Raw genomic sequence first — 13,335 nt, 5'->3', positions numbered from 1 at the left:
TTGCCGCCTTCGCGCAGTGGTGATGACAGTCAGTTAAAGCGCAGGACCCTGTGGGAGCGGGCTTGCTCGCGAAAGCGGTATGTCAGCCACATGGATGCTGGATGTGCCGCCGTCTTCGCGAGCAAGCCCGCTCCCACAAAAAACAGTGCGATACCTCGGGTTCCAGCTTTGCCACCTTCGCGCAGTGGTGATGGCAGTCAGTTAAAACGCAGGACCCTGTGGGAGCGGGCTTGCCCGCGATGGCGGTGTATCAGTCAACGAAGATGTTGGACCTGATGGCCTCATCGCGAGCAAGCCCGCTCCCACAGGGATTTCGTCGTTCGGAATTTTATTGGTTTTTCCTGCTGATAAATGGCCATTACTGCGCAATCTTTTTTAAGGTTTAAAGGCACAAATTAACTAATTTTCCTCCCCGCGCTCTTTGTCCATGATCGTCTCCAACAAGAAATGCGCCGTCCCGTTTGCGCACACCGAAGTACGAACACGTACTCATCCTTGCCTTGGAGTTCGTCATGTCCACCACCGCTTCATCCGCCCCGCTCATCGAGAAACACACGATCGGGTACGTCCCTCCTGAGGATCGCCACGGAAAGGTCAAAGATCTGTTCACCCTGTGGTTCGGCGGCAATATCGCGCCGTTGCCCATCGTCACCGGTGCGCTTGGCGTGCAGTTGTTCCACCTGAACCTGGTCTGGGGCATTGTCGCGATCATCGTCGGCCACCTGGTCGGTGGGGTGCTGATGGCGCTGCACTCGGCGCAAGGCCCGCAGATGGGCATTCCGCAGATGATCCAGAGTCGCGCGCAGTTCGGTTCCCTGGGGGCGTTGCTGGTGGTGGTGATTGCCGGCGTGATGTACATCGGTTTCTTCGCCTCCAACATCGTCCTGGCCGGCAAGTCGCTGCATGGCGTGGTCGAGAGTGTGCCGGTGTCGGTGGGCATCGTCCTCGGCGGACTCGGTTCGGGGATCATCGGCATCATTGGCTACCGCTTCATCCACGTGCTCAATCGCATCGGCACCTGGGTGCTGGGCCTGGGCATCGTGCTGGGCTTCGGCTACATCCTGACCCACGTGCAGACCGATGACTTCCTCACCCGCGGCAGTTTCAACATCTCCGGCTGGCTGGCCACGGTGTCGCTGGCAGCGCTCTGGCAGATCGCGTTCGCGCCGTACGTGTCCGATTACTCGCGCTACCTGCCGAAGGACGTCAAGGTCAGCTCGACCTTCTGGGCGACCTACCTGGGTTCTTCACTGGGCTCGATCCTTTCCTTCGTGTTCGGCGCCGTCGCCGTGCTGGCCACGCCCGTGGGCATGGACACCATGGACGCGGTGAAACTCGCCACCGGTGCCATCGGCCCCTTGATGCTGGTGCTGTTCCTGCTCAGCGTGATCAGCCATAACGCCCTGAACCTGTACGGCGCGGTGCTCTCGGTGATCACCTTGCTGCAAACCTTCGCCCACCGCTGGATTCCGACCGCGCAGAGCCGGGCGGTGCTGTCGCTGATCATCCTCGCCGGTTGCTGCGTGGCGGCCATCGGCGCCTCGGCGGATTTCATCGGGCATTTCGTCGACCTGGTGCTGGCGTTGCTGGTGGTGCTGGTGCCGTGGACCGCGATCAACCTCATCGACTTCTACGCGATCCACAAGGGTGACTACGACATCGCCTCGATCTTCCGCGTCGACGGCGGTATCTATGGGCGCTTCAACCCGCAGGCGCTGCTGGCCTACGCCATCGGCATCGTGGTGCAGATTCCGTTCATGAACACGCCGATCTACACCGGCCCCGTGGCGGTGCATATCGATGGCGCGGATCTGTCGTGGCTGGTGGGCTTGATCGTCACGACGCCGCTGTACTACTGGCTGGCGAACCGCGATACCGCTTACCGTCGCCGGCAGAACGTGGCGAGTCTGATGTCGGGCAACATATAAAGGACGCTGGAACAGGCGTACCGGGTTGAAATGAGGCTGTAATTCGGGATAGCCGTTTGTCGGGCGTATGGTTATGCTCAGCGAGCCTGCCGATCGCCAATGATAAACAACCACAGTGAAGCCATGAGCCAATCCGACACGCGTGCGACTGTTCTAGCGCTGTATCCAGAAGATTCCCGTGAGGCAGCGGCGTTGCTCAAGCAGGCAGTGCCGCTGATGGTTCGTCACAACATTCCGCCCAACCCGGTGCACTACGCGCTCTGGTACACCTACAGCAAGGGCCAGGAGCCGGAACTCAACCGGCACCTGGACCGGGTGGTCAACGATTTCGACGCTTTCCCGCCGGAGTCGGCGGCCAGGCTGTTTCGCGAGTACATCATCCGCGACGAACTGGCGGACGCCCGTTCCGGGCAGCAGGAAGCGATCAACCTGGTCGACGACATGGAGCGCGATGTCTCGCGCAGCGTGAAGGGTAACCAGAACTTCCAGGCCAGCCTTGGCCAATACCTGCAAATGCTCGAAGAGCCGGCCAGCGAGCGCTTGCCGAGCATCCTGATCCAGCTGCAACAAAGCACCCGGCTGATGCAGGGGCAGCAGGAACACTTCCTCGCCCAGTTGCAGTCGGCGCAACACGAGATCAAAAGCCTGCGCGACAAGCTGGAGCGCGCCCAACTGGCCGCGACCCTCGATGGCCTGACCGAATTGCTCAACCGCACCACCTTCAACCGCAAGCTTGAACAGGCGATGAATGACGCGGCGTCCGGCGTGGCGCTGGTGATGCTGGATATCGACCACTTCAAGCAATTCAACGATCAGTACGGCCATCCGTTGGGGGACCGTGTTCTCCAGCATGTTGCCCGGGTGTTGCGTGACTCGCTGTCGGGCGAAGCGTTCGCGGCGCGTTACGGCGGTGAGGAGTTCTGCGTGGTGCTCAAGGATTGCCCGGATCTGGCGGCGGTGGGTGCGTTTGCCGAGCGCCTGCGCCTGAAAATCCAGTCGCTGCGGGTCAAGGCCCGGGGCACCGATACCGTGCTGGACACCATCACTGCGTCGTTCGGCGTGGCCCATGCACAACCCGGCGACACACCGGAAAGCCTGCTGACCCGCGCCGACGACGCGCTGTACCAGGCCAAGCGCAACGGGCGCAACCTCGTACGGCAGTAACCCCTTAAAGGACGAACCCCAGCACCTGTGGCGAGGGAGCTTGCTCCCGCTGGGTCGCGCAGCGGCCCCAAAATCTGAGCACTCAGGTATCAACTGGTAAACAGGGTTTGCGACTGCTGCGTAGCCGAACGGGAGCAAGCTCCCTCGCCACAGGTTGTTTGGTGCTCCTTTCATCGCGCGGTTAGCCGAGGATGAAGTAGACCTTGCGCACCGGGGTGAGGTTTTCCCAGGTGCCCTGGAATCCGCTGGCGACCACGAAGGAGTCGCCGGGGCCGAATGTACGCGCGACGCCTTCGGCATCGGTCAGGCGCACCGTGCCCTCGAGAATGTGGCACAGCTCATCGTAATCGCACTGGCAACGCTCCCGGTGCGGTCCTGCCTCCCAGATGCCGGCCACGGCGTTTTTCCCGGGCTGCACAAAGTGCCGCCAACTCTTGCTGCGATAAGGCGCGTCGACCACGGCCGGGTCGTCGATTTCGGTTTCACGGGGGGCAAGTTCACTGGCGAAGTCGATGACGTGCCGGGGCAGGGCTGTGGACATGGTGGTCTCCGGGTCAGGAATCGAAACCGATGCCAAAGGCATCGAAGGTCTTGAGCAGCAGGTCGCGGTGACCGTCGCGGTCCTCCCGCGCCAGAGAGCGCTGGGCCAGTTTCACGCCGACATAACGCAACGGTTCGGGCGGAAAGCGGAACGGCGCCTTGGAGGTCATCAGCAGCTCGGTGCGTTCGGTGCGTTCCCCGGCCAGCAGGTCGAGCATGTTCAGCGCGGCAAAACGGCTGGCCGATACCCCTTGCCCGGTGAAGCCCAGGGCATAGGCAACGCGGCCCTGATGTTCGCAACCGGTGAACATCGTGGTGCGTGCCGAGGTGTCGATGATGCCGCCCCAGGCATGGCTGAAGCGCACATCGCCCAGGGCGGGGAAGGTCTGTTGAAACTGTTCGGCCAGGCGCTGGAAACTTTGCGGGCGCTGGGTCAGGGCTTCGTCGCGGCGCCCGCCGAAATGGTAGATGGCATCAAAGCCAGCCCAGAGAATGCGGTTGTCGGCGGTCTTGCGCAGGTAATGGAATTGATTGCCGGAATCGGCGATGCCGTATCGGTCGGTCCAGCCGATGGCGGCCAGTTGTTCATCGCGCAGTGGCTCCGTGACCAGCGAGTAGTCGTAGACCGGGATCACACTTGAGGCCAGATGGCCGAGCAGCGGTGGAGCGATGTTGGTGGCGAGGGCGATCTGCCCGGCGATGATTTCGCCGTCGGCCGTGCGCAGGCGCAGGCTGTCGTTGCGCGCATCCAGTTGCAGCACCGGGCTGTTTTCGAACAGCTGGATCCCTTGTTCAAGGCAGACACGGCGTAGCTCGGCGGCCATTTTTGCCGGGTTGAGCAGGGCGTAGTTGGGTTCGAACAGACCTGCCACGTAGGTCGGGGAGTCGAGTTTCTGTGCCAAATGAGGGCCTTCCAGCCACTCGCAGTCAATGCCGAAGCGGGCGTAGTTACGTTGCATGGCGCGCAGTCCGTCGACTTGCCACGGCTGGCTGGCGACGTTGAGTTTGCCCTGGCGTTCGAACTCGACCTGCATGCCGAAGTGATCCAGATCGGCGGCCAGTTCATCGAGGTTCTGCCGGCCCAGGCGGATCAGTTGCTGCGCTTCATCCGGCCAACGCTTGAGGGCGTTGGACACGCCATGGGAAATGCTCGGTGCACAAAAACCGCCATTGCGCCCACTGGCCTCGCCGCCGCAGCGTCGAGCCTCGATGATCGCAATGCTCAGCTTGGGGTGGCGCTGGCGTGCCAGTAGCGCCGTCCACAATCCGGTGAATCCGCCACCGACCACTGCCAGGTCGCATTGCACGGTTGCGCTGACAGAAGGTGCGGCGGGCGGTGGGGTGACGGTGTCCTGCCAGAAGGGATGGGGCAGGACGTGGTCGAGCGCATCGAGACGCGGTGGGGCATTCATGCTGAAACTCCGGCGGTGTGTCGGGCAGCGACGTTTGCGTTCGGTTGCCCGACGGTTTTTGTTGTTTTGGCTAGAGGTCAAGAATGGCGCGGGCGGCAATGTCGGTGCCGCGGGTCGCCTGCATGCGCAAGCTGAACGATGCGAGGCGTTGCTTCATCGGTTGGTCGGCCAGCAGTTGTTCGAGGGCGCCGGGCAGGGCGGCCAGGGGATCGGCAAAGCGCGGCAGGTAGCGGCCGACGCCGACTTCCTCGGCGCGGGCGGCGTTGTCGTGACCGTCCCAGCAATAGGGAATGATCAGCGACGGCAAACCGAAGTACAGCGCCTCGCAGAAGCTGTTGTTGCCGCCGTGATGGATGAACACATCGCATTCCTTGAGCACGGCGGGCTGGGCAAACCAGCTGTCGAGGTACACGTTGTCCGGCACGGTGGTGTACATGTCGCGGTAGGCGCCGACGTTGACCAGGAAGCGGTACGGCAAGGTTTCGATCGTGCTGATCAGGCGCTTCATCATCCCGGTGTCGGCGGCGCCGAGGCTGCCGAAGCTGAGGTAGATCAGCGGTGCGTCGTTGTGCCGTGGGAAGTCCGGGACGATGTACGGCGCTTCGCGGCGTACGCAGCCGTCGAGGTAGACGTAGCGCTGCGGATCGAGCGGCTGCCGGCGTTCATAGCGCACCGGCGTCGGCGACAGCAGCAGGTTGAGCCAGGGTGAATCGGTGAGGAACTGCCCTGCCGGACAGGGCGCCGTATGGTTGCCGAGGAGAAACTGCGAAAAGCGTTCATGGGCCGGTGCGACCGCTTTGAGGTAGTGCTCGGAGTAACGCTCGCAGGCCTCGGTGTCACTGGCCAGGCAGCCGGAGAGGTACGGCGGAACGGCGGCATCCGGCAGTTCGGTCTCGGCGCAGGACACCACCCGCACCCACGGGCAACCGGCGTTGGCGATGGCCGGGAACATCACCACGTTGTCGAGCACGATCACGTCTGGCTTGAGGCGGCCGAGCAGCTGCTGCAAGGGTTTTTCCGCTTCGATGGCGGTGTCGATGATGGCTTCCCAGGCGGGCGCCACGTAGCTGTCGATCTGCGCCAGCGGGGTCTGGTCGAAGTAGGGGATGCTGCGCTCGATGAAGCGTTCCCAGTAGTGCTGGTGTTCCGCCGCCGACAAGGGGCTCACTTGCGGAATCGGGTATTCGTCGAAGCCGTACTCGGCGAACAGCCCCTGGAAATGCTCGTGGCAGATGAACACCGGTCTGGCGCCCAGCTCGCGCAACGCCTGAGCGATACCGATGCAGTTCAAGGCCGCGCCGAAACTGGCTTCCGGAAACAGGGCGATCAGTTTTTGTTTTTGCATGGCGAGGGCTGTCCATGGCGGGTCAGACCCGCCGCTCCTGAAGGTGTTTTTGATGCTGTCTTATTTTCAAAAAAAAATCATCATGTTTTTGCGTGGCGCTTAACGACGCCCGAACAGATGACTTTGCGGAATGCCCCGGTTGGCGGTTTGCGGGCGTTGCGCGGCGCTCAGGCGCAGGTGCAGGCGCAGCAGGTCGGCGGCGATCTCCATCTGCCCGCGTTCGATCTGCGCGATGATTTGCAGGTGTTCGCGCAGGGCCTCTTGCAGGCGGTGCACGCTGACCGATGGCAGCAGGTTCGGCAAGCGGCGCAAGCCCTGATGCTGGAGCAGGGCGTCGCTGATGAAGCGGTTGCCACAGCTCTGGGCCAGCAGTTCGTGGAAGCTGATGTCCAGTTCGCGAAACTGCTGCAGATCGAAGTCTTCCACGGGGCGGGCGAGCAGGCTTTGCATGGCGCTGCGCAACAGTGCAAGGCGTTGCGGGTCGGCGTTGAAGCTCGGGCTGAGCAAGGCCTCGGGCTCCAGGATCAGGCGGAACTTCAGGCTTTCTTCGAGGGCGGCCAGGCTGTTCAGCGACGGACGAAACAGCCAGGACTGGCCGGGGCCGCGCTCGATGGCCTGGCTCTCGCTCAATTGCTGCAGGGCCTTTTGCGCCGCCGGCCGGCCGATGTCGTAGCGGCGCATCAGCTCACTGATGCTGATGCTGTCGCCCAGGCGCCCGGCCATGCGGTCACGCAGCACCGAGGCGGCCAGTTCTTCTTCCTCGGCCTGGGGCAGGGCGGCGTTGAAGGCCTGGCCCACCGGCGATGCCAGCAAGCGGTAGCCCTTGCCGGCTTCGTGGCTCAGCAGGTTTTCTTCCAGCAGCACTTTCAGCGCGCCGCGAATCAGCGTGCGCGACACCTGGAACGTGCGGGCCAGGGCCTGTTCGGCCACCGGGTCGCCGGCCACCAGGCCGCTTTCCTGGGTGTGCTCGAGGATGCGCCGGGCCAGTTCCAGGTGATTGGTGCGCGGTTTTTTTTCAGCTGTCGTGCTCAAGCGTCTTTTCTCGTTGTGATCCGCTGTGGGACTCAGTTGCCCATCTTATGTCATGCGCTGGCCAGTCGTCAGGCCGTAAAAAAGCGTTGACATCTTTTGATACTGGTCCTAATTTCTAAAAAAAAACACCAGCAATCGTATCTCGTTTTGCCGTACTGCCTTCGAACACAACAATAAACAATCGTCGGGTGAGTATTTATGAGCAAGCTGAATGATCTTCTGTGCGCGGGATTGGCCGTTTCCCTGGCGATCGCCTCACAGGCTGCAAGTGCGAAAGACATGGTGATTTCCATCTGGGACGGCTACATGGCCCCCGATGCGCTGGAGAAGTTCAAGGCTGCCAGCGGTGTGGACGTCGACAAGGCGCTGCATGCCACCAACGAAGAAATCATGGGCAAGCTGATGGCCTCCGGTGGTGAAGGCTATGACGTGGTGTTCGTCTCCTCGCCCTTCGCCGAAGTCCTGCACAAGCAGGGGCTGCTGGCGGACATTGATCCGGTCAAAGTCCCCAACCTGAAAAACCTCTACCCCGAAGCCACTCACCTGGAATATGACCAGGGCAACCAGTTCTCCGTGCCTTACACCTGGGGCACCACGGGCATCTGCTATCGCTCCGACAAGGTGACACCGGCGCCGCAGAGCTGGAACGAGCTGCTCAACCCGAGCGATGCCCTCAAGGGCAAGGTGACGATGCTCGCCACCGACCGCTGGATGCTCGGCGCCGGTTTCCTCGCCAAGGGCTGGTCGGTCAACGACAGTGACCCGGCACAGATCGCCGCGGTTCGCGACCAGTTGATCGCCACCAAAAAACGCATTCTGTCCTTCGACGACACCACCTTCTATTCCAAGCTCGCTTCCGGCGAATCGCTGATGGCCCATGCCTGGGACGGCTGGTGCAACTACGGCACCCAGGCCAACGCGGCGATCAAGTTCGTGGTGCCCAAGGAAGGTTCCGACCTGTGGGTGGACACCATGGTGGTGCTCAAGAGTTCGAAGCACCAGGACCAGGCCTTCAAGTTCATCAACTTCATGCTGGCCAAGGAAAACCACGCCTGGGTCGCTGAAAACATCCTCTACAAAGTCCCCAACCAGGCGGCCATGGCCGGGTTGTCCGCGGACCTGCTCAAGCAATACCCCAACCTGACCATCGCCCCCGCCGAGCTGCTGAAAATGGAGCAATTGCGCGACCTGGGCGGCACCACGCAAAAAGCCTACACCCGCGCCGTCACCGAAATCATGGCAGCGCAGAACTAACGCCACGTCGATCCGAGGCATGCCCGGCATGCCTCGCCACGCTCGCAAGCCGCCTCTGTCCTGAGGCGGGAGGATAGGGTTAATGAGTGCTTTGCATGCTGACAGGCGTCTGTCGGCCTGGCTTCTTGCGCCCGGCTTTGGCTGGCTGCTGATGTTCCTGGTGATTCCGTGCCTGCTGGTGCTGGTCTACAGCTTCGTCGAACGCGGTGCCTACGGTGGCATCGACTGGTTGTTCACCTGGGAAAACTACCAGCGCGCATTCGATCCGCTGTACCTGGGCATCCTGCTCAAGTCGGCGAAAATCGCCGGGCTGGCCACGGTGTTCGCGGTGTTGATCGGCTACCCGGCGGCCTACGCGATTGCCCGGGCGCCACGGCGGCGCCAGGCGGTGTATCTGTTCCTGGTGATGCTGCCGTTCTGGAGCAATTACCTGATCCGCACCTACGCCTGGATCGTCCTGCTCAACCGTGAAGGCCTGATCAATCGCCTGCTGCAAGTGTCCGGCTACAGCGGTGAACCCTTCAGCCTGCTGTACACCGAGTCGTCCGTGGTGTTGGGGCTGGTCTACAACTACATCCCCTTTGTGATCCTGGCGATTTTCTCGTCGCTGTCGCGGATCAACAACGAACTGTGGGACGCCTCGAAAGACCTCGGCGCCTCGGGCTGGATGACCTTTCGCCGGATCATCCTGCCGCTGAGCGTGCCGGGTATCGCCGCCGGTGCGGTGTTTGTCTTCGTGCTGAGCATCGGCAACTTCATCACCGCCGACCTGCTGGGTGGCAAGCAGGTGCAGATGGTCGGCAACCTGATCTATGCGCAATTCCTCACGGCGCGGGACTGGCCGTTCGGCGCCGCACTGAGCTTCTTCCTGATCGCGATCATGCTGATCCTGTTGTTCATCCAGGCCCTGGTGGCCCGTCGTGCAGAAGGGGCGCGCTCATGAGTCAGCCACGTTCTGTCAGCGCCACCGTGCTGGGTTCGCACCTGGGGCTGGTGTACGCCTTCCTTTATATACCGATCCTGGTGCTGATCCTGCTGTCGTTCAACAAGTCCGGATTGCCCACCGCCTGGGGCGGCGTGTCGCTGAAGTGGTACGCGGCGCTGGCGCACAACACGGCGATCCTGTCGGCGGCGCTCAACACTCTGATCGTCGCCTTGTCGGCCACCTTCATTGCCTGCGTGCTCGGCACGTTCCTCGCGCTGGGCATCGAGTTGCGCCGCAAGGGCAATGACAAAGGCCAGGTGGTCGACACCTTGCTGATGGCGCCGATGATCATTCCCGACATCGTGCTGGCGATTGCGCTGCTGAGTTTTTTCAACCTGCTCAAGGTTGGCCTGGGCCTGCACTCGATCATCATCAGCCACGCGGTGTTCAACATCGCCTTCGTCTGCGCGGTGGTGCGCACGCGGCTCAAGCACTTCGACTATTCGATCCTCGAAGCCTCGATCGACCTCGGTGCCAGCTGGTTCACCACCTTCCGCCGGGTGCTGTTGCCGGTGATTTTCCCCGGCGTGCTGGCCGGTGGATTGCTCTCGTTCACCCTGTCGGTGGACGAATTCATCATCGCCTTTTTCAACTCCGGCTCCGGCCTGGCTTCGACCACGTTGCCCATGCAGATCTACGCCATGATCCGCTTCGGCGTCACCCCGGAAATCAACGCTCTGGCGACGCTGGTGATGCTGGTCAGCATCACCGCGCTGCTGGCTTCGCAGCGTCTCAACAAGGCTCCTCGCACCCATGAATAATTCATCTGCGGTACTGATCCTGGACAAGGTCAGCAAGTCTTATGGCAACGGCCTGGCGGTCAACGAGGTGTCGCTGAGCATCCGCGAGAACGAGTTCTTCGCGCTGCTCGGCCCGTCCGGCTGCGGCAAGACCACGCTGCTGCGCATGCTCGCCGGTTTCGAGACCCCCAGCGGTGGCTGCATTTACCTGGACGGCAATGACATCTCGCCGTTGCCGGCCAACAAGCGTCCGCTGAACCTGATGTTCCAGTCCTATGCGCTGTTCCCCAACATGACCGTGCGCAAGAACATCGCCTACGGCCTGGAAATGGAGCGCCTGCCGGAAAGCGAAATCCGCCGGCGGGTCGATGAAGTGCTGAGCACTGCGCAGCTGGGTGAGCTGGCCGAGCGCAAGCCCGATCAGCTGTCCGGCGGCCAGCGTCAGCGGGTGGCACTGGCCCGGGCGCTGGTCAAGCGTCCGCGGGTGTTGCTGCTCGACGAGCCCTTGGGCGCCCTCGACAAAAAGCTGCGGGAAAAGATGCAGCTGGAACTCAAGCGCCTGCAACACGAGAGCGGCATCACCTTCATCATCGTCACCCACGATCAGGAAGAAGCGCTGGTGATGTCCGACCGCATGGCGGTGCTCGACGGCGGCAAGGTGTGCCAGTGCGGCAGTCCGTCGGAGCTGTACGAGAACCCCAACAGCCGTTTTGTCGCCAACTTCATCGGCGTCAGCAACCTGCTCGAAGGCGTGCGCTCGGGCCAGCACTCGGTGCGCGTGAATGGCCAGGAGTTGAGCGTGGAAACCGACGCTCCGCTGGTGTCCGGCCAGTCCGTCGCCGTGGTGGTGCGCCCCGAACGCCTGCAAGTGCTGACGGAGCAGGGCAGCGATTGCCCGAATCAGATCAGCGGCAAAATCGTCGAGGTCGCCTACCACGGCCTCGACACCAACCTGCATGTGCAGACAGCCCTGAGCGACAAACCGCTGATCGTGCGCGTGCCGTCCTCGCAGTTTGAATTCGCCCATTTTGCAATCGACACGACCATCCGGCTGGGCTGGCAGGCCCGGCATGCCCGCGTATTGACACGCTGAACAATAAAAAGACCAGGCAGGAGCAGCACTCGATGAAACAGAAAGTGATCGCATTCTTCCCCGAAGCCGCCTACGGCCCGGCGCTGAACTCAGTGGGTATCGCCCAGGCGTGTGAAGCCCTGGGCCATAAGGCGGTGTTCCTCACCGACCCGGGCATGAGCGGTGTCTACGCCGGTTATGGTTTCGAGGAGCACATGGTCAACATGTCGGCGCCGATGCCGGCCGAAGAGATGGCCCGCTACTGGGTCGACTTCATCAACGGCCACATTCCGAATTTCCGCAAGTCGCCGCTGGAGCAGATCGACAACTACGTCAAGGAATGCTGGGCGGCCATCGTCGAAACCGCCAAGTGGGCGCAAAAGGACCTGCCGGCGGTGCTGGACAAGGTCAAGCCCGACCTGATCTGCGTCGACAACGTGATCCTGTTCCCGGCGATCAAGCAATACGGCAAGCCGTGGGTGCGGATCATTTCCTGCTCGGAAAACGAGATCGAAGACCCGGATATCCCGCCGCACCTGTCGGGCATGAGCATCGATGACAAGGCCGGCCACGCGCAATTCCGCCAGCGCTTCGAGGAAGTGGTCGGGCCGATCCACGAGGACTTCAACCAGTTCCTCCAGGCCCACGGTGAAGCGCCTTATCCGCTGGGCACCTTCTTTGAAGCCTCGCCGTTCATGAACCTGCTGCTGTACCCGGACGCGGTCAAGTTCGACCGCCGCCATCCACTGCCGGCCGAGCGTTTCCATTACCTGCAAGGCTGCGTGCGCCACGACACGCCGTACGAGATTCCACAGTTCCGCGCCCACAACGACAAGCCGCTGCTGTACGCCAGCTTCGGCAGCCTCGGTTCCGGCGACGTCGAGTTGCTCAAGCGCCTGATCGAGGCGGTGGGCAAGCTGCCTTACCGGGCGTTGTTCAACGTCGGCGAGCACCTCGACGAATACACCGACCTGCCGGACAACGTGCAGATTTCCAACTGGTTCCCGCAGCCGTCGGTGATCGCCCAGGTCGACGCGGTGATCCATCACGGTGGCAACAACAGCTTCACCGAGTGCCTGTTTTTCGGCAAACCGGCGATCGTCATGTCCTACGTCTGGGACGGCCACGACAACGCCATGCGCGCCGAAGAAAGCGGCCACGGTTTCAAGCTCGACCGCTACGAATGGAGCGAAGAACAGCTCGCCCAAAAACTCCACGCCTGCCTCAACGACGAGGCCATGCGCCAACGCCTGCAGCGCACCAGCGCGCAGATGCAATCCCGCAAGGGGCCGCAAGACGCGGCCGCGATTCTCGACAAGGTGCTCAACGATGCCTGATTCATCCACCACGGCGGGTATCACGCCGTACCTCGAAGCCGTCAGCAGCCGCACCGACCTGGTGGACTGGGGCGTGCAGAGCGACGCCATCGAAGGCGTCTCGCATTCCAGCGGCCGCTTGCTGTTCAAGGGCCCGAACAACAGCCCGGAAACCGGGTTGTGGGTCTGCACCCCCGGGCGCTGGCGGCTGTCGATTCCCCGGGACGAGTTGTGCCACTTCATCGCCGGGCACGCCACCTACCGCAACGACAACGGCGAAGTGATCGAAGTGCGCCCCAACACCCTGGTGCTGTTCCCGGCCGGCTGGACCGGTGAATGCGACGTCCGGGAAACCTTGCGCAACGTGTACATGCTGGCTTGAGCCTGACACCGGGCTTGAACCTGACACTGGACCTGTACCTGGACCTGACACTGAACCTGTGGCGAGGGAGCTTGCTCCCGCTGGGCAGCGAAGCTGCCCCAAAAAAAATGGGCCTGCTACGCAGTCCAGCGGGAGCAAGCTCCCTCGCCACAGGGTTATTGGTCG

Annotated in this window: 12 protein-coding genes; 8 read left to right on the top strand and 4 right to left on the bottom strand. The window is 62.4% G+C overall.

Features of this window, described 5'->3' with window-relative positions:
- Nucleotides 1–512 precede the first annotated feature (512 nt).
- Nucleotides 513–1,928, top strand: coding sequence for a cytosine permease (locus KW846_RS27280; protein WP_007976098.1), 1,416 nt, complete (start codon nt 513–515; stop codon nt 1,926–1,928).
- Nucleotides 1,929–2,051: 123 nt separating this feature from the next.
- Nucleotides 2,052–3,092 (top strand): GGDEF domain-containing protein, encoded by a 1,041-nt coding sequence (locus KW846_RS27275; protein WP_256356882.1) that lies wholly within the window; start codon nt 2,052–2,054, stop codon nt 3,090–3,092.
- Between the two features lie 181 nt (nt 3,093–3,273).
- On the opposite strand, the gene KW846_RS27270 is transcribed toward KW846_RS27275, so the two are convergent.
- The 4 genes from KW846_RS27270 to KW846_RS27255 form a co-directional block, all read right to left on the bottom strand.
- The gene (locus KW846_RS27270; protein WP_126052890.1) at nt 3,274–3,633 is read right to left on the bottom strand and encodes a cupin domain-containing protein; all 360 of its coding nucleotides are present in this window, start codon (nt 3,631–3,633) and stop codon (nt 3,274–3,276) included.
- Nucleotides 3,634–3,646: 13 nt separating this feature from the next.
- Nucleotides 3,647–5,044 (bottom strand): FAD-binding oxidoreductase, encoded by a 1,398-nt coding sequence (locus tag KW846_RS27265; RefSeq protein WP_218486170.1) that lies wholly within the window; start codon nt 5,042–5,044, stop codon nt 3,647–3,649.
- A 70-nt stretch (nt 5,045–5,114) separates the two neighbouring features.
- Complete coding sequence (locus KW846_RS27260) at nt 5,115–6,389, bottom strand: glycosyltransferase (protein WP_218486169.1); 1,275 nt, start codon at nt 6,387–6,389, stop codon at nt 5,115–5,117.
- A gap of 99 nt (nt 6,390–6,488) precedes the next feature.
- A complete protein-coding gene (locus KW846_RS27255; protein ID WP_218480466.1) occupies nt 6,489–7,421 on the bottom strand; it encodes a GntR family transcriptional regulator in 933 nt (310 codons plus the stop codon).
- Nucleotides 7,422–7,619: 198 nt separating this feature from the next.
- Here KW846_RS27255 and KW846_RS27250 point away from each other — a divergent pair, with 198 nt between their 5' ends.
- From KW846_RS27250 to KW846_RS27225, 6 genes are all read left to right on the top strand, one after another.
- Nucleotides 7,620–8,675 carry a spermidine/putrescine ABC transporter substrate-binding protein gene (locus tag KW846_RS27250; protein ID WP_007976110.1) on the top strand — a complete coding sequence of 352 codons (1,056 nt, stop codon included), beginning with the start codon at nt 7,620–7,622 and terminating at the stop codon, nt 8,673–8,675.
- Nucleotides 8,676–8,757: 82 nt separating this feature from the next.
- Complete coding sequence (locus tag KW846_RS27245; protein WP_218486168.1) at nt 8,758–9,618, top strand: ABC transporter permease; 861 nt, start codon at nt 8,758–8,760, stop codon at nt 9,616–9,618.
- Nucleotides 9,615–10,421 (top strand): ABC transporter permease, encoded by an 807-nt coding sequence (locus tag KW846_RS27240; RefSeq protein WP_218486167.1) that lies wholly within the window; start codon nt 9,615–9,617, stop codon nt 10,419–10,421. The genes KW846_RS27245 and KW846_RS27240 overlap by 4 nt, the downstream gene beginning before the upstream one ends.
- Nucleotides 10,414–11,493 (top strand): ABC transporter ATP-binding protein, encoded by a 1,080-nt coding sequence (locus KW846_RS27235; RefSeq protein WP_218486166.1) that lies wholly within the window; start codon nt 10,414–10,416, stop codon nt 11,491–11,493. The genes KW846_RS27240 and KW846_RS27235 overlap by 8 nt, the downstream gene beginning before the upstream one ends.
- A 32-nt stretch (nt 11,494–11,525) precedes the next feature.
- On the top strand, nt 11,526–12,809 hold the full coding sequence (locus KW846_RS27230) for a glycosyltransferase (protein WP_218486165.1): 1,284 nt from the start codon (nt 11,526–11,528) through the stop codon (nt 12,807–12,809).
- Complete coding sequence (locus tag KW846_RS27225; RefSeq protein ID WP_015095619.1) at nt 12,802–13,170, top strand: cupin domain-containing protein; 369 nt, start codon at nt 12,802–12,804, stop codon at nt 13,168–13,170. The genes KW846_RS27230 and KW846_RS27225 overlap by 8 nt, the downstream gene beginning before the upstream one ends.
- Nucleotides 13,171–13,335 lie beyond the last annotated feature (165 nt).

Source organism: Pseudomonas sp. PDM32, assembly GCF_019219225.1.
In the GTDB taxonomy this organism is placed as follows: Bacteria; Pseudomonadota; Gammaproteobacteria; order Pseudomonadales; family Pseudomonadaceae; genus Aquipseudomonas; species Aquipseudomonas laurylsulfatiphila.
This window is presented reverse-complemented; position numbering and strand designations above follow the sequence as displayed.

Coding starts and splice junctions, on each gene's coding strand:
- KW846_RS27245 (WP_218486168.1), top strand. CDS start 8,758: ATGAGTGCTTTGCATGCTGACAGGCGTCTGTCGGCCTGGCTTCTTGCG.
- KW846_RS27275 (WP_256356882.1), top strand. CDS start 2,052: ATGAGCCAATCCGACACGCGTGCGACTGTTCTAGCGCTGTATCCAGAA.
- KW846_RS27270 (WP_126052890.1), bottom strand. CDS start 3,633: ATGTCCACAGCCCTGCCCCGGCACGTCATCGACTTCGCCAGTGAACTT.
- KW846_RS27265 (WP_218486170.1), bottom strand. CDS start 5,044: ATGAATGCCCCACCGCGTCTCGATGCGCTCGACCACGTCCTGCCCCAT.
- KW846_RS27225 (WP_015095619.1), top strand. CDS start 12,802: ATGCCTGATTCATCCACCACGGCGGGTATCACGCCGTACCTCGAAGCC.
- KW846_RS27260 (WP_218486169.1), bottom strand. CDS start 6,389: ATGCAAAAACAAAAACTGATCGCCCTGTTTCCGGAAGCCAGTTTCGGC.
- KW846_RS27280 (WP_007976098.1), top strand. CDS start 513: ATGTCCACCACCGCTTCATCCGCCCCGCTCATCGAGAAACACACGATC.
- KW846_RS27230 (WP_218486165.1), top strand. CDS start 11,526: ATGAAACAGAAAGTGATCGCATTCTTCCCCGAAGCCGCCTACGGCCCG.
- KW846_RS27250 (WP_007976110.1), top strand. CDS start 7,620: ATGAGCAAGCTGAATGATCTTCTGTGCGCGGGATTGGCCGTTTCCCTG.
- KW846_RS27235 (WP_218486166.1), top strand. CDS start 10,414: ATGAATAATTCATCTGCGGTACTGATCCTGGACAAGGTCAGCAAGTCT.
- KW846_RS27240 (WP_218486167.1), top strand. CDS start 9,615: ATGAGTCAGCCACGTTCTGTCAGCGCCACCGTGCTGGGTTCGCACCTG.